Source organism: Pseudomonas sp. WJP1, from assembly GCF_028471945.1.
Classification (GTDB): Bacteria; Pseudomonadota; Gammaproteobacteria; order Pseudomonadales; family Pseudomonadaceae; genus Aquipseudomonas.
On record NZ_CP110128.1, the window covers coordinates 524504 to 544982 of the forward strand.

Here is a 20479-nt window from a genome sequence, read left to right on the forward strand (position 1 = left end):
CCGCAAAACCACTGTAGGAGCGAGCCTGCTCGCGATGGACGTCAACGATGACGCGGGCAGTCAGATTGCCCGCGCCGCTCTCAGGTTCATCGCGAGCATGCTCGCTCCTACAGTAGTGGCGAAGGCGATCAGGCTTTTGGCGAGCCCATCCCCTGACCCATCCGCACCGGCGAACCCGCCACCAGTTCTTCAGCCCACTTCACCTGATCCGGCCCGAACAGCACGACGGCGGTCGAACCCAGTTTGAAGCGGCCCAGTTCCGCACCTTTTTCCAGGTGGATCGGCGCGCGTGCAGCTTCGTCGTAGCGGAAGGTTTTCAGCTCGCGTTTTGGCGGCGTCACCAGTCCGGCCCACACGGTTTCGATCGATGCCACGATCATCGCGCCCACCAGCACCACGGCCATTGGCCCGCGCTCAGTGTCGAAAATGCACGCCACGCGCTCGTTGCGGGCAAACAATTCCGGAACGTTTTCAGCGGTGGTCTGGTTGACCGAGAACAGGCGGCCCGGGATGTAGACCATCTCGCGCAGGGTGCCGGCCAGTGGCATGTGCACGCGGTGGTAATCCTTCGGCGACAGGTAAATGGTCGCGAAATCACCGCCCATGAACGGCGCGGCATTCGCCGCATCGCCACCCAGCAGTTCCAGCACGCTGAAGCTGTGGCCCTTGGCCTGGAATACGCGACCGTGCTCGATCGGGCCGAGCTGGCTGACGGCGCCGTCCGCGGGGCTGAGGATTGAGCCAGGTGTTTCGTCCAGCGGGCGCGCGCCGTCTTTCAAGGCGCGGGTGAAGAAAGCGTTGAAGTGCTCGTAGGCGGTCAGGTCTTCGACCAGTGCCTCGGACATGTTCACCTGGTAACGCTTGGCGAACCATGCGGTGAACGCATTCTTGAACCAGCGCACGCGGCATTCGGCGATGCAGCCGGCCAGTCGCGAGAGCAGGTTGTGGGGCAGCAGGTATTGGCTGACGATAAACAGACGCTTGTTCATTAACTGTCCTTAAAAACCTTGAATCTCTACGGGCGTATCGGGATGGTTACCCCATTCGCCCCAGGAGCCGGCGTAGCCCTTGACCCGCGGATAACCGAGAGCCTTGGCCACCAGATAGGTGAAGCCAGATCGATGGTGAGTCTGGCAGTGGGTAATCACTTCTTTGTCAGGCGTAATGCCGAGCTGTTCGAGGATCTGCGGCATGTCGGTACGGATGCGCAGGTTGCGCGCCTTGTCCATGCCCGCGGTCCATTCGAAATTCACCGCGCCTGGGATGTGGCCGGCCTTGGCCGCCAGGACTTTCTCGCCGGAATACTCCAGCGGCCCGCGTGCGTCCCAGATCGCCAGGTCGGCAGCGCCGAGACGGCTTTGCAGGTATTCGCGGGTGGCGGTGGGTTCGTCGTGCAGGGTCAGCGCAACCGGGCCGCCAGCGGATGGCGGGATCTGGATCGACATGGGCATGCCTTCTGCCAGCCAGGCCGTCAGGCCGCCGTCGACATAGTGATACTTGCTGTGGCCAATGACGTCCAGCAGCCAGATAAAGCGTCCGGCCCAACCGCCGCCTTCGTCGTCATAGACGACATAGACGGCATCGGGATTGTGCCCCAGCTCTCCAAACAAGGTTTCGAGTGCTGCCTGCGGCGGCATCAGTCCTGGGGCGGGCGCCTGCCCCAGTTGCGTGCGTTTAGGATCGACAAAGCGCGCGCCGGGAATGTGCCCTTCGGCGTAGCGGGCGGGGCTGGTCAAGTCCACCAGGATCAGTTCGCGGGCGTCGAGACGAGGGAGCAAGTCGCTCGGCTCGATCACCAGCGGCAAGCCAGAGAAGTCAGACATGTGAGGTCTCCAGAGCACAAAAGGGGGGATTGTAGCGCAGCCTTATTGGCCGCGCTGGCTAAAGCTGTGCAGCGCTTTTTCGATGCATTGTGCGGTTTTGCCGAAGGCTTGCACGGTGATGTCCGAGAACGGCCCGCCACCCTGGTCTGCCACGACGATCATGATCACCCGCCCATTGTTGAGCAGCGAGCGCAGCAACAGGTGTTCGCCGCTGAACTGGTTGCGCAGGTTGTTGGGCAGCAACGCGGAAAATTGCGCGTTGTTCTGGGGCGTAAGGCGTACCTGGGCCTGTTGCGAGAGCAGGCGTTGCAGCACGGCGCTTTGACTGACGACAAAGTTCAGGCCGGCCACTTCGTCAGGCAAGCCGGCGGTCTGGTGCACGCGCAGCTGTGAGTGGGTGCGGTCGGCCATCAGGATCATCACCCTGCGCATGCCACAGGCAACCAGTGCGTCGCGGGCAGAGGTGGTCAGGTGGATGGCATTGGTGAAGCGACTCGGCTCGAGCAGCAACTCGGCGCATTGCTTGCGCCACTTTGCCAGGTCTTCGGCGGTGGGGGCCGGGGCTGGCTGCAAACCGGCATGCACCGGGTTCGTGCCCCATGGCCAGATCAGCGCGACAGCGGGATGCCAGAGGTCGGGCATGGCGTGGTTACGCGCACTGTTGGCGGCTTGCTGGTGCAGTTGTTGTTGCACCTGGTCCATCGGTATTTGCAGGTAGAGGCTGGTCAGGTACTGCCAGCGCTCACTGTGCGGACTGTCCCAGGCCTGGTGCGCCGAGAGCGCCAGCCCGTTGGCCAACAGCACCGTGTTGGCCGGTTGATTGAGCCAGCGGCGCAGGGTCGGGTCGTCATCCAGACGGTTCTGCTGGCGGAGCGGATGCTCGCTGTCACGGGCAATGCGCAGGACTTTGACCAGCTCCCGTTGCTCGGTGAGCAGCAGACGATAGCCCTGTTGCACCCAGATCGGCAGGTGCCACAGGTTCACCAGGGCCAGGCCGATTTCCAGCAGGCGGGCGCCGAACAGTTGCTTTTCGACGGTGCGCGCCGATTCGCCTTTATGAATGACCCGCAGCTCCCAGTCTTCGAGCAGGTGCGGATGCGTCAGGGCCAGCGGCCACAACGGCGACAGAAACAGCAGGCTGCCCCAATGGATGTCCTGCCACAGGCGCGCCAGGCGGCTGGCAAAAAAACCGTTGGCCTGTTGGCTGGCGTGCTGGCTGATCAGCTGCAACTGGCGCAGGGCTTTCGGAATCTCGCCCTGGGGCACGGCGGGCAGTCGCGCGAGCAGCTCCTCGGTGCGCTTCAAGCCGAGGCGATTGATGGCGACCTCAAGGTTTTCCGCCGGCTCGGTCATGCCGCCATGGTTGTACCGGTTGGCCTCGCGAATCACGCTTAAGGCCAGGGCTGGACTGTCCTGCATCAGGTCGGCGATCTTGCGCACAGAACTGTGGCTGTCGCGCAGGGCCCGGCAGACACGGTCATGACTGGCCTGTGGAACCGGCAGGCGCACGCCGTCGAGAAGCTTGGTCCAGCCTTCGAGCGTGGTCGGTATTGGCGTGGGGGCGTTCGTTTGTCTAGCCATGTCTGGAGGCGATCATCGTCAACAATACCTGTGCCCTGAGGGGGTCAAATTAGCTTTTCGCCTGAACTGGCTATAGTCTGGCGCAGTTTTGCCGATAAGTAGAAGAAGAGATTTTTTAACTTCCGAATATGACCTTGAACCCGACTCAGTAAGTGCTCTCCTACCTATGGCTAAAATTATCGGCATCATCGTCGTATTCGCGAGCGTGCTCGGCGGATACGTGCTCTCCCATGGCAAGATTGCCGCCCTGATCCAGCCTTTCGAGGTCATGATCATCGGTGGTGCGGCCCTTGGTGCATTCCTGCAGGCCAACCCCGGCTACATGACCATGCACGTGCTCAAGAAGTCCCTGAGCATGTTCGGTTCACGTTTCAGCCATGCCTTCTATCTTGAAGTGCTGGGCCTGATCTACGAGATTCTCAACAAGAGCCGCCGCGAAGGCATGATGGCCATCGAAGCGGACATCGAAGATGCCGCGGCGAGCCCGATCTTCGCCAAGTACCCGACGGTCCTCAAGGATGAGCGCATGACCGCGTTCATCTGTGACTACCTGCGCATCATGTCCTCCGGCAACATGGCCCCCCATGAACTGGAGGGCCTGTTCGACATGGAGCTCTACAGCCTCAAGGAAGACCTGGAGCACCCGTCCCACGCGGTTAACGGTATCGCCGACGCCATGCCCGGTTTCGGTATCGTCGCGGCGGTCCTGGGTATCGTGGTGACCATGGCCTCGCTGGGTGAGGGCGACCAGAAGTCCATCGGCCTGCACGTCGGTGCGGCACTGGTCGGTACCTTCTTCGGTATTCTCGCGGCCTATGGCTTCTTCGGCCCGCTGGCGCACTCCCTGGCCCACGATGCCAAGGAAGAACTGAACGTCTACGAAGCCATCAAGGCCTCGCTGGTGGCTTCCGCTTCCGGCATGCCGCCATCGCTGGCCGTGGAGTTCGGGCGCAAGGTCCTGTACCCGGCGCACCGTCCGAGCTTCGCCGAGCTGGAACAAGCGGTTCGCGGTCGATAGTGCTTTGTTTCGCAAATACGTTCCTTTTTTGGCGAGTGACTGTTGTTGCCAGACAAGGCGCCGCGACGAGTCATAGCTCGCTATGGCGAGGAGCGGCAACGCCGTATGGCGACAACAGGCACCGTCAAAAAGGAACAGTATTTGTGAGACAGAGCACTCTCCATGGAAAATAATCAGCCGATAATCATCAAGCGCGTCAAGCGCATCGCCGGCGGGCATCACGGGGGCGCCTGGAAAATCGCCTTCGCCGACTTCGCCACGGCGATGATGGCGTTCTTCCTGGTGTTGTGGCTGCTGTCCACCGCCACCCCGGAACAGAAGATCGCCATCGCCGGCTACTTCAAGGACCCGATCGGCTTCTCCGAAAGTGGCACGCCGTACATCATCGATCTGGGCGGCACGCCGACCATGGCCCCGGAAAACACCCTCAACCCCGAGGTGAAGACCCAGCCGCAGCCGGACAAGGTGACGGTCGACGTCGAGCAGGTCGAAGGCATGGCCGAGATGGTGGAGAAGGAGCGCCTGGAACTGCTGCTGCAAGAGCTGCAGAACAAGGTCGAAGAGAACCCGCAACTGCAGAAATTCAAAGACCAGATCCTGTTCGAGATCACCCCGGACGGTTTGCGTATCCAGATCGTGGACGCCGAGAACCGGCCGATGTTCGACTCAGGCTCAGCCCGCCTGAAACCCTATTTCGAAGACATCCTGCTGGCCATGGCCGACACCATCAAGGCCGTGCCGAACAAGATCAGCATCAGCGGCCATACCGATGCCAAGCCGTACAGCGGCACCGGTGAGTTCGGCAACTGGGAGCTTTCGGCCAACCGTGCCAACGCCGCGCGCCGTGCGTTGGTGGCGGGCAGCTATCCCGATTCGCAAGTGGCGCGCGTGGTCGGTTATGCCTCGTCGGCCCTGTTCGATCGCGAGCATCCGTTCAACCCGGTCAACCGTCGAATCGACATTATCGTGCTGACCAAGAAGGCCCAGCGTGCCATCGAAGGTTCGCAAGGCGCGGAACCTGCTCCGGATGCACCGCAAGGTTCGGCTGCTCCGGGAACCGCACCGGCTGCACCGGTCGATCCGAACGCATTGCCGGCGGACAAGGAACCACTGCCGGCCCATGAACTGCGTGAGCGCTTGAACCTGTTCGATGACCCGGCACCGAAGCCGGGTGAATCGCCGAAGCAGTGACCTACGAAAAAGCCGACAGTGATGTCGGCTTTTTCTGTGGCTTTCACTGGTTTGGAGGCCGCTTTTTGTAGGAGCTGGCTTGTCGGGTCGCCGCATCGCAGCGAAGGCGGTCTCCGACCTATTATTATTGTCGGAGTACATATCCATTGCTGCGGTAACGGCTTCTTATGGTTTCGCCTTTACGGCGAGTCACTTGGAAAAGCCCCAAGTAACCAAGGGCTCTTGCCCCTGGCGTTCGGTGCCTCGCTAAGGCTCGGCATGCCCTCGCTCCGGTCCTGCTCCGTGGGCCCGCCGCGATGGGCCATCCTTGGCCCAGCGCGGCTAAACCGGCATCCATGCCGGTTTAGCCACTGCGCAGAACCTCCACTCGGCCTCTCGATGGGGCAAGAAAATCAAAAGCCAAATCAACAGCCAAAGCGAGGCGGCCTTATAGCCGACCTGATTTCGCGGTTGTACTCATTCCCCTGTAGGAGCGAGCCTGCTCGCGATGGTCGTTAACGATAACGCGTGCTGTCTGGATTCAATCGGCGCATTTGAGTCCATTGCCAGCAAGCCGGCTCCTACAGGTTTTGCGTTATCTGCATTTCCGGGGTTCAGTGAAGAACTTTTTTGCCTGTTGTCTCGTCTTGAATAAAATTTAAATTTGCTGCTGCGTCATTCCGTGCCATGTCATGCCGGTGCTTTCGAGGGGGTTGCGTTTCCTTACTGGTTGTAGGAACGATCTGAAATTTCGTGCCGGGGTTCTCAGTCGTGCAAGCGTCTGCCTATAGTTCCGTCGTTGCTGTCAACGCGGTGACCGATCTTAGCCGGTCGAAACAAAGATGAAACCTCTCGAAATTATCCGGAGTTTTGACCCATGGCTAAGTACCACCCGCTCCAAGGCAACTTCAGCGTCGGCCCAACGCTGTACATCGACACTGAAGCCCGCGCTTCCGATCTGCTTGAAACAGCCGTTCACCGACTAAAAGCCGCCCGCAATTTGCTCAACAGCGTCACCTGCCTGTGCATAAAAGACGCCGAAGGTCACGATCTGGAGCATTTCGCCAATGCCGCGCACATGCTGGTTCAGGATGGCTGTGATGCCTTGGACGCCCTGGGCTGGAAGCTGGAAAAGGCCGCAAGTGGTGTCTAGTCCTGGACTAGGGCCGATCGATCATTTTCGTGGCGTCACGAAAATGATCGGGGATGGTGAGTCGCTTTCAGGACTAGACACGGCAAAAATTCCACTCGCCGCAGTCTTATAGGCTCGGCTTGCTAACGATGATCGATCTGCGTTTTGTTCAGTTAACCGCGGTGAATCGCCAACCCCAATCGGTAGAGAGGACTGATTGGGGAGAGGCATGACGTCAGAAACCGCGAGTAATTCTGGACTTCAAATCAGTGTGGAATCGATCGGCGTTAGTCCTGTTGACGCTACGCACCGACTCGCTGCCCGTCACCGATTCCAGTGACATCGAACGCTTGACCGTCAATTCGTTGCGATAAGCATCAATGAAGAACTCGATGTCCCTGTCGCTGGTCAGCTTCGGCCATTTGTCCAGGTACAGCGGCAGTTCCGTGGGGCCGGTCTTGAACGAGCAGATACGCCGATTGGTGATGGTCGCCTCGCCGATTTCGAACGGCACCCACCAGGACAGCGCGGTTTTCTCCGACACCACCGCCAGCAGGTGCGTGCATTCGCTGATGTTGCGGGTGATCACGCCGGTGATGTCGTCGGTGGTCTGGGATTCGGCATCCAGTACGTCGAGGTAGGTCTTGATATTGGCCTGTATCAGGCGCGTGTTGATGTGGATCGCGTGGGCGCGGTCCATGTGGCGGTAGCTGATAAACACTGGCATCAGAAATGTCCCTTGATCGCGAGTTCGCGGTAATAAGCGCCGAGGGCGGTGAGGCGACAGCCCGTGGAGTGGATGGCGGCGTAGTACATGTGTTCGGCGTCCACCGGTTCGACCAGGCTGTGGCGGTTGCACTTTTGCAGCTGGGCGAAGACCTCGCCCTGTTCCGGGTTGAACTCAGGTTCCGTGGGTTCAAAGCTGGGCGCGAGGGGGTACATCGACTCCGCTTCGGCAAACCACTCGGGGAGTTTGCGCAGGATTTCCTTTGGGATCAGCGGTGACACTTCGCGCAGGGAGATGAACTGCGAAACGTTGGTCTTGAACACCGGACGCTGCTCCCAGGCATCGAGTGCGTTGTCGACAAACGCATACAGGCTGCCGGGGGTGATCTTGCCCAGGATGTTCGCCGCTCCGCCGTGCAGGGCCTGCAGCAACAATCCGGTGAACACACCGTGCTGTGCGCCCTCCAGCGCCGGCTCCTCCTTTTTGCAGGCGGTCAAAATGGTCATGCCTTCGCCGACCACGCTACCTTCACTGCGCAAGGCCCGTAGTTCGCCGGCCGAGCCGCTCTGGCAGCAATCGAGAATGATCACTTTGTTCTTGATCTTCGTGGCCTTGCTGGCCCAGTTCAGAATGTCGCTAAGGCGAATCCCGTCCTTGGCGCTCTTGTAATCCTGCGGGATCAACATGCCTTCGTCGGTGTCAGTGTCGAAGCTGCCGTGGCCGGCGAAATACAGCAGGGCGACATTGCAGTCCCCGGAAAACAGCTCGCGGATCTGGTCTTCGAGTTTTTCCCGGCCCAGGTAGTCCTCGGCGGAGGTCAGCACGATGTTCTTGAAGTTCGGATCGCCATTGGCGTCGGTCTTCAGCACCGAGGCCATGGCCATGGCGTCATTGCTGCAACCGCTCAGGCGCGACACATGGGTGTAGTCGTTGATACCGATAAACAGTCCCTTGCGCATGGTTACACCGCCGTATGCTGGCGAATCGCATTGATGATGCTGTTGGTGTTCCACGCGCATTCGGCATGTGCCGCGTCACGTACCACCGTGGAAATGCGCTCGGCACCGAACGGCTTGATCGCAATGATCACCTTGCCCATGCGCTTGGCGATCTCGATTTCCTTGTTGATCCACTTGCTGTAGGTGGCGTACATCCCGGCCATGATCAACACCGCCGAACACGGGCGGATCTTGTTTTCGATGGCATCCTCGAGTTGTTTGTCGGTTTGCGCGCCGACAATCGGGTTCTCCGGTGGCACCGAAAAATTCTTGAAGGTGAAATCCGGCTTGGCGTTGAGCAGGCGCACGAGACTGTCGTGGGCGTCGGAGTAGTTCCAAGAGTGGCTGATGAACAGATGGTAGGTTTGCATGGGTGTCCCTCGGTGTCGCAGGAGTGCGAAGAGGGTTTGAACTTAGGCGATTGCAGGGCGGCCACAAGGGGGCGGCGCCAAAAGAGAAATGCCCTACAAGCGAGGGTTTGCAAGTCTTACAGAAAGGTCTGACGTTTAAGTGGCGGCGGGATTCAGCCGCCGACCGCCCCGCTGAAGCCAGGGCGGTCGACACATCTGTTTAGTAGCCGTTTTCCGGCAGGCTGGCGATGATCGAGCGGTAGCTGTTCATCCGTTGCTGTTGCACGCGGCCGTCTTCCAAGGCCTTGAGCAGGGCGCAACCGGGTTCGCGGTCGTGCTTGCAGTCGCGGAAGCGGCAGGTGCCGAGCAAGTCGTTGAACTCGATGAAGCCGGCCTCGACATCGGCGCGGCTGACGTGGCCCAGGCCGAATTCGCGGATACCCGGGGAGTCGATCAGCTCACCGCCGCCGGGGAAGTGGAACAGGCGTGCGGTGGTCGTGGTATGGGTGCCCTGGCCGGACAACTCGGACAACGGGCCGACACGGGTTTCGACTTCCGGCAGCAGGCTGTTGACCAGCGACGACTTGCCGACGCCGGACTGGCCGACGAACACGCTGATGCGCCCGTCCAGTTGCTTCTGCAGTTGCTCCATGCCGTTGCCGTGGTGGGCCGACACTTCCAGCACCGGATAACCCAGGGTGCGGTAGACCGCGAGCAAGGCATTCAGCGCCGGGGCGTTGTGCTCGTCGATCAGGTCGAACTTGTTCAGCAACAGTAGCGGCTTGATGCCCGCATGTTCGGCGGCTACGAGGTAGCGGTCGATCAGGTTGGCATGGGGCTCAGGCAGTGGCGCGAACACGATGACAATCATGTCGACGTTCGCCGCTACCGGTTTGAGCTGGCCACGGCTGTCCGGGCGGCAGAGTTCGGTATTGCGTGGCAATTGTGCCACGATGACGCCGATGCCCTGGTTGCCGGCACGCCACACCACCTGGTCGCCGGTCACCAGCGCAGGCAGGTTAGCGCGCAGGTGGCAGCGGAACACCTGGCCGGCCAGCTCGCCATCGCGGGCCTCGACTTCGACCTGCACACCGAAGTGCGCGATCACCAGGCCGTGCTGTTCCGGGCCCAGGTCGCCGCCCTCAAGTGCCTCGACAGCCGAGGACTCGCGTTTGGCGGCGCGGGCAGCGCGTTCGCCCTGAATCTTTTCGATGCGCCAGTTTTGACGACGATTGAGTTGGCGTTTGGCCATGGGTGTTCCGTAGTAATAATGCAGCGATTAGGTAAAACGGCCGCGAGTTTAGCACGCCCGGCCACCGGCCTAGGCTAAACTGCGCAGCATTGCCTAGGAGCCGACACATGCAAAACCCGCAGAACCTGATCTGGATCGACCTGGAAATGACCGGTCTGAACCCGGATACCGATGTCATCATCGAAATGGCCACCATTGTCACCGACAGCGACCTGAACACCCTGGCCGAAGGTCCGGTGATCGCGATCCACCACAGCGACGAAATCCTCGCTGGCATGGACGAGTGGAACACCCGTCAACATGGCGGTTCGGGTCTGACCCAGCGCGTGCGTGACAGCCGCATCAGCATGGCCGAAGCCGAAGCACAAACCATCGCCTTCCTGGAGAAGTGGGTGCCCAAGGGCAAGTCGCCGATCTGCGGCAACAGCATTTGCCAGGATCGTCGCTTCCTTTATACGCACATGAAATCCCTGGAAAGCTATTTCCACTACCGCAACCTCGACGTTTCGACCCTCAAGGAGCTGGCCGCTCGCTGGGCGCCGGACGTACGCGACAGCTTCAAGAAGGGCAGCACCCACCTGGCGCTGGACGACATCCGTGAGTCGATCGCCGAGCTGCAGCACTATCGCCAGCATTTCATCAAGGTTTGATCGGGTGGCATAAACGCTGACACCTTTGCCCCCTTTTGGTGCTTCAGCGAAGTGCGTAGACTGCGCGCCTTTTCGCAAGGATCGCCACCATGTTGTTGATGCTTTACCTGATCGCCATCACCGCTGAAGCCATGACCGGCGCGCTGTCTGCCGGGCGTCGCGGCATGGACTGGTTCGGCGTGGTGCTGATCGCGTGCGTCACGGCGCTGGGCGGCGGTTCGGTACGCGACGTGCTGCTCGGCCACTACCCGCTGACCTGGGTCAAACACCCGGAATACCTGGTGCTGACCACCATTGCAGCCATGATCACGGTGTTCACCGCACGCTGGATGCGCCATCTGCGTTCATTGTTTCTGGTGCTCGACGCCGTCGGCCTGGTGGCATTCACGCTGATTGGCTGCATGACCGCCCTGGAAATGGGGCATGGCATGTTGGTCGCGTCGGTCAGCGGTGTGATCACAGGGGTGTTTGGTGGCATCCTGCGGGATATCTTCTGCAACGATATTCCACTGATTTTTCGGCGCGAACTGTACGCCAGCGTCTCCTTCGCGGCGGCGTGGTGCTACATGCTCTGCCTGTACCTGAATCTGCCTGGGGAGCAGGCGATCCTGATCACGCTGTTCGGCGGTTTCCTGCTACGTCTGCTGGCGATCCGCTTCCATTGGGAAATGCCCAAGTTCGTCTACAACGACGAGGCCTGACGTTCGGCGTGCTGCTTCAGGGCCCACTCGACGTGTTCGCGGACCAGGTCGGATGGGTGTTCGCGTCGTGCCTTCAGCGCTTCCAGTACCGGAATCGTTGAAGGCGCATTTCCCAGGCCCACCGCCAGGTTGCGCAGCCAGTTTTCGTAACCGGTCCGGCGCAAGGGCGAACCTTCGGTGCTGCTCAGGAATTTATCCTCGTCCCACATGAACAGCTCGGCCAGTTCGGCGTTGTCCAGGTTGTGTCGTGGTTTGAAGTCGCTTTCGCCGGACGGGCGGGCGAAGCGGTTCCACGGGCAGACGATCTGGCAGTCATCGCAACCGAACACCCGATTGCCGATCAGCGGTCGCAGCTCTTCGGGGATGGCGCCCTTGAGTTCGATGGTCAAATAGGAAATGCAGCGCCGGGCGTCCAGCACATAGGGGCCGACAAAGGCATTGGTCGGGCAGATGTCGAGGCAGGCGCTGCAGCGGCCGCAGTGTTCGGTGGCATGGGGTGGGTCCACTGGCAGCGGCAGGTCGACGAACAGTTCGGCGAGGAAGAAATAACTGCCGGCCTTGCGATTCAGCACCAGGGTGTTTTTACCGATCCAACCCAGGCCTGCTTTCTCCGCGATGGCTTTTTCCAGGACGGGAGCGCTGTCGACGAACGCGCGATAGCCAAACGGGCCAATCTGGGCCTGAATTTTCTCTGCCAGATGTTGCACGCGTTTACGAATCAATTTGTGGTAATCGCGGCCCAAGGCATAACGCGAGACGTAGGCTTTTTCCGGTTGGGCGAGCAATTGCGCCATTCTGGTATCGCCTGACAGGTAGTCCATGCGCAGCGACACCACGCGCAAGGTGCCCGGCACCAGTTCTTCGGGGTGCGAGCGTTTGCTGCCGTGGGCGCCCATGTAGTCCATTTCGCCGTGGTAGCCGGCGGCGAGCCAGCGTTCCAGGTGCTGCTCATGCTCGGCCAGGTCCAGGCCGCTGATGCCGACTTGTTGAAAGCCCAGCTCGCGGCCCCAGTCCTTGATGGATTGGGCGAGGGCAGGCAGGTCTGTGGTAATAGCGGGCATGAGGCGAGAGAAACCGGAGCTGAGGTGCGTATAATTCTGCCAGACATCGGAGCCCGTAGACGCATGCCGCACACTAAAGATGATTTACCCGACGCGCTGTACAGCGCCGCGCAGGTCCGAAGGCTCGATGCGAGCCTGATCGCGGCCGGCACGCCGGGCTTCGAATTGATGCAGCGTGCTGCACGGGCGACCTGGCGGGCGCTGGTCCGGCATTGGCCGACGGCGAATGAATTGACGGTGGTCGCAGGCCACGGCAATAACGCGGGTGACGGTTATCTGGTTGCAGTGCTGGCCAAGCGCGGCGGGTGGACGGTACGGGTGCTGGCGGCAGGCGATCCGCAACAATTGCGAGGTGATGCGGCTTCGGCCCATGCCGAAGCGGTGGCCGAAAACGTTGTCATTCAAGCGTGGAGCGCGCAATCGGACTACCGAGGCATAGTCCTGGACGCCCTGCTCGGCACCGGCCTGACCGGTGACGTACGCGAGCCGTACGCCAGTGCCATCGCGGCGATCAACGCCAGCGGACTTCCGGTGGCGGCGGTGGACATCCCCTCCGGGCTATGTGCCGATACCGGCCGCATCCTCGGTTGTGCCGTACAAGCCGATCTGACGGTGACCTTTATCGGCTTGAAGCTGGGGTTGTTCACCGGCGACGCGGCCAATGTGGTGGGCGAGCGGGTGTTCAATGACCTGCATGCCGATCCCCAGCTGGTCGAAGGGGTGCCGATGACCGCTCGGCGCCTGACGGCCGGCAATCTGCCGCGCCTGGCCGCCCGCAACGGCGCTTCCCATAAGGGCCAGTTCGGCCACGTATTGCTGATCGGTGGCGATCGCGGAATGGGCGGGGCGATCCTGTTGAGCGCGCAAAGTGCATTGCGTAGCGGCGCGGGCATGGTGTCGCTGGCGACTCGCCCCGAGCATGTACCCGCTGCCTTGGCCCGCATCCCCGAGGCAATGGCGTTGGGCACTGCGTCGGCCAATCAGCTGATGGATTTGCTTCAAAAAGTGTCCGTTTTGGTGGTCGGCCCTGGGCTGGGGCAGGGTGCCTGGGGGCGCAGCCTGTTGTCGGCTGCCGCCAACGCACCCCTGCCGCAAGTCTGGGACGCCGATGCGCTGAACCTGCTGGCCGAAGGCCGGGTGAGCTTGCCCAAGGGCTGCGTGATCACGCCGCATCCGGGGGAAGCCGCGCGGTTGCTGGGGCTCAGCACGGCCCAGGTCCAGGCGGATCGCCCTGCGGCGGCCCATGCGTTGAGCAAAAAATACACAGCAGTGGTGGTGCTCAAGGGCGCCGGTAGTCTGATCGCCTGTCCTGATGGGCGGCTTGCCGTGTGTCATCAGGGCCATCCGGCGATGGCCGCCGCCGGGCTGGGCGACGTGCTGGCCGGTCTGCTCGGTGCGCTGCTGGCACAGGGCCTGGCGGCGTTCGACGCGGCGTGCCTGGCGGTCTGGCTGCACGCCAATGCCGGTGTATACCAAGGTAAATTCGGCCGCGGGCTGGCGGCCAGTGATCTGATACCAGCCATTCGTCAGTTGTTGGAGGAGCAAGCACCGTGTCTGAAGTAACCCTGTACCTGGCCGATGAGCAGGCCATGAGCGACTTTGGCGCACGTATCGCCCGTATCACTGAGGGGCATGGCCTGATCTTCCTTGAAGGTAATCTCGGGATGGGGAAAACCACCTTGTCCCGGGGTATCATCCGTGGCCTGGGGCATGTGGGGGCGGTCAAAAGCCCGACCTTCACCTTGGTCGAGCCCTATGAGATCGGCGACGTTCGCGCTTTCCATTTCGACCTGTATCGCCTGGTCGATCCGGAGGAGCTGGAGTTTCTCGGCATCCGTGACTATTTCGAGGACGATGCCCTGTGCCTCATCGAGTGGCCCGATAAAGGTGCAGGCTTTTTGCCAAAGCCCGACCTGACCATTACCATTAGCCCGCAAGACAGCGGGCGTTCGCTGAAAATTTTACCCAGGGGCTCGCGCGGCGAGGCCTGGTGTGCCGCTTTGGCATTGGAATCCAAATAAATGATGGGGTTAGGTATGCGCTTTCGCGCGTTGGTTGCTGCCGTAGGGGTGTTGTTTCTGGCGGTGACCGTCGACGCTGTGGCCGAGACGAAGGTCAACAGCGTTCGCCTGTGGCGGGCTCCGGATAACACGCGGCTGGTGTTTGACCTGACCGGCCCCGTGCAGCACAGCGTCTTCACGCTGACAGCCCCGGATCGCCTGGTCATCGATATCAATGGCGCGAGCCTCGGTGCGCCGTTGAACGTCAACTCGTCCAACACCCCGATCACCGCGATGCGCTCGGCACAACGTACGCCGACCGATTTGCGGGTGGTCATCGACCTGAAAAAAGCGGTGACGCCGAAAAGCTTCTCCCTGGCGCCCAACGCGCAGTATGGCAATCGCCTGGTGGTCGATCTGTTCGATAACCCGGCCGATGCCGCACCGCCAACAGCGCCGACGCCATCGGTGGCCACGGTGCCGGCCGTTCCGGTCACACCTGCCGAACCTGCGATCAAGCTGCCTCCGGCACCGGCTGGCAAACGCGACATCGTTGTGGTGATCGATGCCGGTCACGGCGGTGAAGACCCGGGCGCCTCCGGCTCCCGTGGTCAGCGCGAGAAAGACGTGGTGCTGCAGATCGCCCGCGAAACGCAACGCCAGGTCAATGGCATGAAAGGCTTCCGTGCGGAACTGACCCGTACCGGCGACTACTTCATTCCACTGCGTGGCCGTACGGAAATCGCCCGCAAGAAAGGCGCCGACCTGTTCGTCTCGATCCATGCCGACGCCGCGCCTTCTGCCGCGGCGTTCGGTGCCTCGGTGTTTGCCTTGTCCGATCGTGGTGCCACTTCGGAAACCGCGCGCTGGCTGGCCGACAGTGAAAACCGTTCCGACCTGATCGGTGGTGCCGGCAACGTTAGCCTCGATGACAAGGACCGCATGCTGGCCGGCGTATTGCTCGACCTGTCGATGACCGCGTCCCTGACCTCCAGCCTGAACGTCGGCCAGAAAGTGCTGAGTAACATTGGCCGGGTTACGCCCCTGCACAAGCAGCGGGTCGAGCAGGCCGGGTTCATGGTGCTGAAGTCGCCGGACATTCCGTCGATCCTGGTCGAAACCGGGTTTATCTCCAACGCCAACGAAGCCTCGAAGCTGGCTGCATCGAGCCACCAGCAGGCGCTGGCGCGATCCATCAGCAGCGGCGTGCGCCAGTTCTTCCAGCAAAATCCGCCACCGGGCACTTACATCGCCTGGCTGCGTGATTCCGGAAAAATCGCTCAAGGCCCACGTGACCATCGGGTAAACCCGGGCGAGACGCTGGCGATGATCGCGGTGCGCTATCAGGTGTCGCCGGCGACCCTGCGCAGCGCCAACAACCTGTCGAGCGATGAACTCAAGATTGGTCAGCACCTGACCATCCCGGGCACTGAACTGGCGGCCAAGGAATGAACGAGGTCGTGAACAACAGCGCTCGAATCGAGCTGCTCAGTCCGCGGTTGGCGAACCAGATCGCCGCCGGCGAGGTGGTTGAGCGTCCGGCTTCGGTGATCAAGGAATTGCTGGAAAACAGCCTTGATTCCGGCGCGAAGCGCATCGATGTCGATGTGGAGCAGGGCGGCGTCAAGTTGCTGCGGGTACGCGACGATGGCAGCGGCATTTCCGCCGATGACCTGCCGCTGGCCCTGGCGCGACACGCCACCAGCAAGATCCGCAACCTGGAAGATCTGGAACAGGTCATGAGCCTGGGCTTTCGCGGTGAGGCCCTGGCGTCGATCAGTTCGGTGGCGCGCCTGACCCTGACGTCGCGCACCCGAGATGCCGAGCAGGCCTGGCAAGTCGAAACCGAAGGCCGTGACATGGCTCCACGGGTGCAGCCTGCGGCGCATCCGGTGGGTACGTCGGTCGAAGTGCGCGACCTGTTCTTCAATACCCCGGCACGCCGCAAGTTTCTCAAGACCGAAAAAACCGAATTCGATCACCTGCAGGAAGTCATCAGGCGCCTGGCCCTGGCGCGGTTCGACGTGGCCTTTCATCTGCGCCATAACGGCAAGACCATCCTCAGCCTGCACGAAGCTCGCGACGATGCGGCTCGCGCCCGGCGCGTGGCGGCCATCTGCGGGCCAGGTTTCCTGGAGCAGGCGCTGCCGATCGAAATCGAGCGCAATGGCCTGCATCTGTGGGGCTGGGTAGGGTTGCCGACCTTCAATCGCAGCCAGGCGGACTTGCAGTATTTCTTCGTCAATGGCCGTGCCGTGCGCGACAAACTGGTGGCACACGCCGTACGCCAGGCTTATCGCGACGTACTGTTCAATGGTCGGCATCCGACGTTCGTGCTGTTCTTCGAGGTCGATCCGACGGGCGTCGACGTCAACGTGCACCCCACCAAGCACGAAGTGCGCTTCCGTGAAGGGCGCATGGTTCACGATTTCCTCTATGGCACCTTGCACCGTGCCCTGGGCGATGTGCGGCCGGACGATCATCTGGCGGCCCCGATTGCGACAGCCGTAGTGCGGCCTACGGGCCTTGAAGCCGGTGAATTCGGCCCGCAGGGTGAAATGCGCCTGGCTGCCAATGCGCTGCTGGAGCAGCCTCAGGCCCAGCCTTCGTTCAATGCGCCGGCCGGTTCCGGTGCTGGCGCCGGATACCAGTATCAATACACCCCGCGTCCGCAGTCGGCAGTACCGGCTGCTGAGGCACAGGCCGCCTATCGCGAGTTCTTCGCGCCGTTGCCCGAGGCCAATGCGGTAGCGCTGCCAGCCGGTCAGGACGACATCCCGCCGCTGGGCTATGCGCTGGCGCAGCTCAAAGGCATCTACATCCTTTCGGAAAACGCCCAGGGGCTGGTGCTGGTGGACATGCATGCCGCTCACGAGCGGATCATGTATGAACGCCTGAAAGTCGCCATGGCCAGCGAAGGCTTGAGCGGGCAACCGCTGCTGGTGCCGGAAACCCTGGCGCTCAGCCAGCGTGAAGCCGATTGCGCCGAAGAGAACGTCGCCTGGTTCCAGCGCCTGGGCTTCGAGCTGCAGCGCCTGGGCCCGGAAACCCTGGCCATTCGGCAGATACCGGCCCTGCTCAAGCAGGCTGAGGCCAACCGCCTGGTGGGTGACGTACTGGCCGACTTGATGGAATATGGCACCAGCGACCGGATTCAGGCGCACCTGAACGAATTGCTCGGCACCATGGCCTGCCACGGCGCGGTCCGAGCCAATCGGCGCCTGGCCCTGCCGGAAATGAACGGTCTGCTGCGTGACATGGAAAACACCGAGCGCAGCGGTCAATGCAACCATGGCCGACCGACCTGGACCCAATTGGGCCTGGACGATCTGGACAAACTGTTCTTGCGCGGTCGTTGATGAGCCAGTTCCCCCCTGCGATTTTCCTGATGGGCCCGACCGCCGCCGGCAAGACCGACCTGGCCATCGAGCTCACCAAAGTCCTGCCTTGCGAGCTGATCAGTGTCGATTCGGCATTGGTGTACCGCGGCATGGACATCGGCACCGCCAAGCCGTCAAAAGAGCTGTTGGCAGAGTTTCCGCACCGTTTGATCGATATTCTCGACCCGGCCGAGGCTTATTCGGCCGCGGATTTCCGTCGCGATGCCCTGCAAGCCATGGACGACATCACCGCGCGGGGCAAGATTCCGCTGCTGGTCGGCGGCACAATGCTCTATTACAAGGCATTGGTCGAAGGGCTTGCGGATATGCCGGCCGCCGACCCTGATGTCCGCGCGCAGATCGAGGAAGAGGCCGCACGCCTTGGCTGGCAGGCGTTACATGACCAATTGGCGGTCATTGACCCGGTTTCCGCGGCACGTATTCATCCGAACGATCCGCAGCGTTTGAGTCGAGCGCTGGAAGTTTATCGGGTAAGCGGTCAGAGCATGACTGCGCTACGCTTGCAACAATCTGCGCAAAGTACTGAAGCAGCCGCTTCGGGACGGCAACAATTGCCCTATACTGTCGCGAACTTGGCCATTGCTCCGGCGAATCGCCAGGTACTGCACGAGCGAATTAAACAAAGATTCACCTTAATGTTGGAACAGGGATTCATCGACGAGGTCCTAGCCCTGCGTAATAGAAGTGACCTGCATACCGGGTTGCCGTCTATACGTGCGGTGGGCTACCGCCAAGTCTGGGATTACCTGGATGGCAAGCTGACGTCAGCCGAGATGCAGGAGCGTGGAATCATTGCCACGCGCCAATTGGCGAAGCGCCAGTTCACCTGGCTTCGCAGTTGGGCTGATTTACACTGGTTGGACAGTCTCGATTGCGACAATCTGCCGCGCGCCTTGAAATACCTTGGGACCATCTCCATATTGAGCTGAGTCCTTGCAATTGCCGTCTATCCTTGGGGGTGGGGCGGCCGAAGCCATCTGATTACCTATTTTTTTATATTGAATCCTTAAAGGAGTGCGGCACATGTCAAAAGGGCATTCGCTACAAGACCCTTACTTGAATACTTTACGTAAAGAGAAAGTTGGGGTGTCTATCTACCTGGTCAACGGGATCAAACTGCAAGGTACGATCGAGTCTTTCGACCAATTCGTTATCCTGCTGAAAAACACCGTCAGCCAAATGGTCTACAAACACGCTATCTCTACAGTAGTGCCGGTTCGTCCAATTCGTCTGCCTAGCGCAACCGAATCCGAAGCAGGTGATGCTGAGCCAGGTAACGCCTGATAGGAGTCTCCTTTGTTCTTTGAGCGCCACGGTGGTGGTGAACGGGCCATTCTCGTTCACTTGGATGGACAGGACCCTGAGGCGCGCGAAGATCCGCAGGAGTTTCAGGAGTTGGCAATTTCGGCTGGCGCCGAGACCGTCGCGTTTTTCAACGTGCCGCGTCATCGGCCATCCGCCAAATACCTGATTGGCAGCGGCAAGGTCGAAGAATTACGCGACCTGGTCAAAGCCGAGCAGGTAGATCTGGTGATTTTCAATCACACCCTCACGCCCAGTCAGGAGCGTAACCTCGAACGTGCTTTCGAGTGTCGCGTGATCGACCGCACGGGCCTGATTCTCGATATCTTCGCCCAACGCGCCCGTACCCATGAAGGCAAGCTCCAGGTTGAACTGGCCCAGCTTGAGTACATGAGCACGCGGCTGGTTCGCGGCTGGACTCACCTTGAGCGGCAGAAGGGCGGTATCGGCTTGCGCGGTCCGGGTGAAACCCAGCTGGAAACAGACCGGCGTCTGTTGCGGGTTCGCCTGCGGCAGATCAAGGGGCGCCTGGAAAAGGTCCGCAGCCAGCGCGAGCAGTCGCGTCGTGGCCGCAAACGGGCTGACATACCGACGGTTTCACTGGTGGGCTACACCAACGCCGGCAAATCGACGCTGTTCAACTCGGTGACCGATTCCGAGGTTTTCGCCGCCGACCAACTCTTCGCCACCCTCGACCCGACCCTGCGTCGACTCGAACTCGATGACCTCGGGCCGATCGTGCTGGCCGACACCGTGGGTTTCATTCGTCACCTGCCGCACAAACTGGTCGAGGCATTTCGGGCTACGCTCGAAGAGTCGAGCAACTCCGACCTGCTGCTGCATGTGATCGACTCCCATGAACCCGAGCGCATGGCCCAGATTGAGCAGGTCATGGTGGTGCTTGGGGAGATCGGGGCCCAGGACTTGCCGATCCTGGAGGTCTATAACAAACTCGATTTGCTCGAGGGGGTGGAGCCGCAGATCCAGCGCGATGCCGATGGCAAGCCGCAACGGGTCTGGTTGTCGGCCAAGGACGGTACAGGTCTGGACCTGCTCAGGCAGGCCGTGGCCGAACTGCTTGGGGATGATTTGTTTGTTGGCACCTTGCGCTTGCCGAACCGATTTGCTCGACTGCGTGCGCAGTTCTTCGAACTCGGTGCGGTACAGAAGGAAGAACATGACGATGAAGGCATCAGTTTGCTGGCCGTTCGTTTGCCACGCGCCGAGTTGAATCGGCTGGTGAGCCGCGAAGGTTTGCAACCGGTGGAATTCATCGAGCAACACACTTTGCAATAAAAGCCTGAGAAAGCGGT

The 20479-nt window shown here is 61.1% G+C and carries 20 protein-coding genes; 12 read left to right on the forward strand and 8 right to left on the reverse strand.

The genetic code is table 11. The features are described from left to right. Window positions 1-128: 128 nt before the first annotated feature. Genes asd through OH720_RS02345 form a run of 3 tightly spaced genes read right to left on the reverse strand, consistent with a single transcriptional unit; the run spans window position 129 to window position 3404 of the window. Complete coding sequence (gene asd, locus OH720_RS02335; protein ID WP_272604413.1) at window positions 129-989, reverse strand: archaetidylserine decarboxylase; 861 nt, start codon at window positions 987-989, stop codon at window positions 129-131. Between the two features lie 9 nt (window positions 990-998). After that, window positions 999-1823 (reverse strand): thiosulfate sulfurtransferase, encoded by an 825-nt coding sequence (gene rhdA, locus OH720_RS02340; RefSeq protein WP_272604414.1) that lies wholly within the window; start codon window positions 1821-1823, stop codon window positions 999-1001. A gap of 42 nt (window positions 1824-1865) precedes the next feature. Further along, window positions 1866-3404, reverse strand: coding sequence for an HDOD domain-containing protein (locus tag OH720_RS02345; RefSeq protein ID WP_272604415.1), 1539 nt, complete (start codon window positions 3402-3404; stop codon window positions 1866-1868). Window positions 3405-3570: 166 nt separating this feature from the next. Here OH720_RS02345 and motA point away from each other — a divergent pair, with 166 nt between their 5' ends. The 3 genes from motA to OH720_RS02360 all read left to right on the forward strand — a co-directional run bounded on the left by motA (window position 3571) and on the right by OH720_RS02360 (window position 6745). Beyond that, window positions 3571-4422, forward strand: a complete 852-nt coding sequence (motA, locus tag OH720_RS02350) for a flagellar motor stator protein MotA (RefSeq protein ID WP_008063575.1) — start codon at window positions 3571-3573, stop codon at window positions 4420-4422. Between the two features lie 162 nt (window positions 4423-4584). Continuing rightward, complete coding sequence (gene motB, locus OH720_RS02355; protein WP_272604416.1) at window positions 4585-5613, forward strand: flagellar motor protein MotB; 1029 nt, start codon at window positions 4585-4587, stop codon at window positions 5611-5613. A gap of 856 nt (window positions 5614-6469) precedes the next feature. Continuing rightward, window positions 6470-6745, forward strand: coding sequence for a hypothetical protein (locus tag OH720_RS02360; protein ID WP_272604417.1), 276 nt, complete (start codon window positions 6470-6472; stop codon window positions 6743-6745). 214 nt (window positions 6746-6959) lie between these two features. On the opposite strand, the gene OH720_RS02365 is transcribed toward OH720_RS02360, so the two are convergent. From OH720_RS02365 to rsgA, 4 genes are all read right to left on the reverse strand, one after another. Then, on the reverse strand, window positions 6960-7451 hold the full coding sequence (locus OH720_RS02365; RefSeq protein WP_272604418.1) for a toll/interleukin-1 receptor domain-containing protein: 492 nt from the start codon (window positions 7449-7451) through the stop codon (window positions 6960-6962). Beyond that, the gene (locus tag OH720_RS02370) at window positions 7451-8410 is read right to left on the reverse strand and encodes a caspase family protein (protein WP_272604419.1); all 960 of its coding nucleotides are present in this window, start codon (window positions 8408-8410) and stop codon (window positions 7451-7453) included. Before OH720_RS02370 ends, OH720_RS02365 begins: the two co-directional genes overlap by 1 nt. 2 nt (window positions 8411-8412) lie before the next feature. Next, window positions 8413-8820: a TIR domain-containing protein gene (locus OH720_RS02375; RefSeq protein ID WP_272604420.1), complete on the reverse strand. Its 408-nt coding sequence runs from the start codon at window positions 8818-8820 to the stop codon at window positions 8413-8415. Between the two features lie 199 nt (window positions 8821-9019). Beyond that, window positions 9020-10051, reverse strand: coding sequence for a small ribosomal subunit biogenesis GTPase RsgA (gene rsgA / locus OH720_RS02380; protein ID WP_008064125.1), 1032 nt, complete (start codon window positions 10049-10051; stop codon window positions 9020-9022). A 107-nt stretch (window positions 10052-10158) separates the two neighbouring features. On the opposite strand from rsgA, the gene orn reads away from it, so the two are divergent. Further along, window positions 10159-10701 (forward strand): oligoribonuclease, encoded by a 543-nt coding sequence (orn, locus tag OH720_RS02385; protein ID WP_020798550.1) that lies wholly within the window; start codon window positions 10159-10161, stop codon window positions 10699-10701. Window positions 10702-10790: 89 nt separating this feature from the next. After that, window positions 10791-11402, forward strand: coding sequence for a trimeric intracellular cation channel family protein (locus tag OH720_RS02390; protein WP_008064122.1), 612 nt, complete (start codon window positions 10791-10793; stop codon window positions 11400-11402). On the opposite strand, the gene queG is transcribed toward OH720_RS02390, so the two are convergent. Beyond that, a complete protein-coding gene (queG, locus tag OH720_RS02395) occupies window positions 11384-12463 on the reverse strand; it encodes a tRNA epoxyqueuosine(34) reductase QueG (RefSeq protein ID WP_272604421.1) in 1080 nt (359 codons plus the stop codon). The two genes, OH720_RS02390 and queG, sit on opposite strands and share 19 nt — an antisense overlap. 63 nt (window positions 12464-12526) lie before the next feature. Between queG and OH720_RS02400 the strand changes: the two genes are divergently transcribed. The 7 genes from OH720_RS02400 to hflX all read left to right on the forward strand — a co-directional run bounded on the left by OH720_RS02400 (window position 12527) and on the right by hflX (window position 20462). Continuing rightward, window positions 12527-14026, forward strand: a complete 1500-nt coding sequence (locus tag OH720_RS02400; RefSeq protein ID WP_272604422.1) for an NAD(P)H-hydrate dehydratase — start codon at window positions 12527-12529, stop codon at window positions 14024-14026. Beyond that, a complete protein-coding gene (tsaE, locus tag OH720_RS02405) occupies window positions 14014-14484 on the forward strand; it encodes a tRNA (adenosine(37)-N6)-threonylcarbamoyltransferase complex ATPase subunit type 1 TsaE (RefSeq protein WP_008064119.1) in 471 nt (156 codons plus the stop codon). Before OH720_RS02400 ends, tsaE begins: the two co-directional genes overlap by 13 nt. Then, window positions 14485-15915 (forward strand): N-acetylmuramoyl-L-alanine amidase, encoded by a 1431-nt coding sequence (locus OH720_RS02410; protein ID WP_442967257.1) that lies wholly within the window; start codon window positions 14485-14487, stop codon window positions 15913-15915. It abuts the gene before it with no gap. Further along, window positions 15912-17822, forward strand: coding sequence for a DNA mismatch repair endonuclease MutL (gene mutL, locus OH720_RS02415; RefSeq protein ID WP_442967258.1), 1911 nt, complete (start codon window positions 15912-15914; stop codon window positions 17820-17822). Before OH720_RS02410 ends, mutL begins: the two co-directional genes overlap by 4 nt. Beyond that, window positions 17822-18793 carry a tRNA (adenosine(37)-N6)-dimethylallyltransferase MiaA gene (gene miaA / locus OH720_RS02420; protein ID WP_272604423.1) on the forward strand — a complete coding sequence of 324 codons (972 nt, stop codon included), beginning with the start codon at window positions 17822-17824 and terminating at the stop codon, window positions 18791-18793. Before mutL ends, miaA begins: the two co-directional genes overlap by 1 nt. Window positions 18794-18887: 94 nt before the next feature. Then, window positions 18888-19148, forward strand: coding sequence for an RNA chaperone Hfq (hfq, locus tag OH720_RS02425; RefSeq protein ID WP_007902656.1), 261 nt, complete (start codon window positions 18888-18890; stop codon window positions 19146-19148). 12 nt (window positions 19149-19160) lie between these two features. Beyond that, window positions 19161-20462 (forward strand): ribosome rescue GTPase HflX, encoded by a 1302-nt coding sequence (hflX, locus tag OH720_RS02430; RefSeq protein ID WP_008064113.1) that lies wholly within the window; start codon window positions 19161-19163, stop codon window positions 20460-20462. The last annotated feature ends 17 nt before the right edge of the window (window positions 20463-20479 follow it).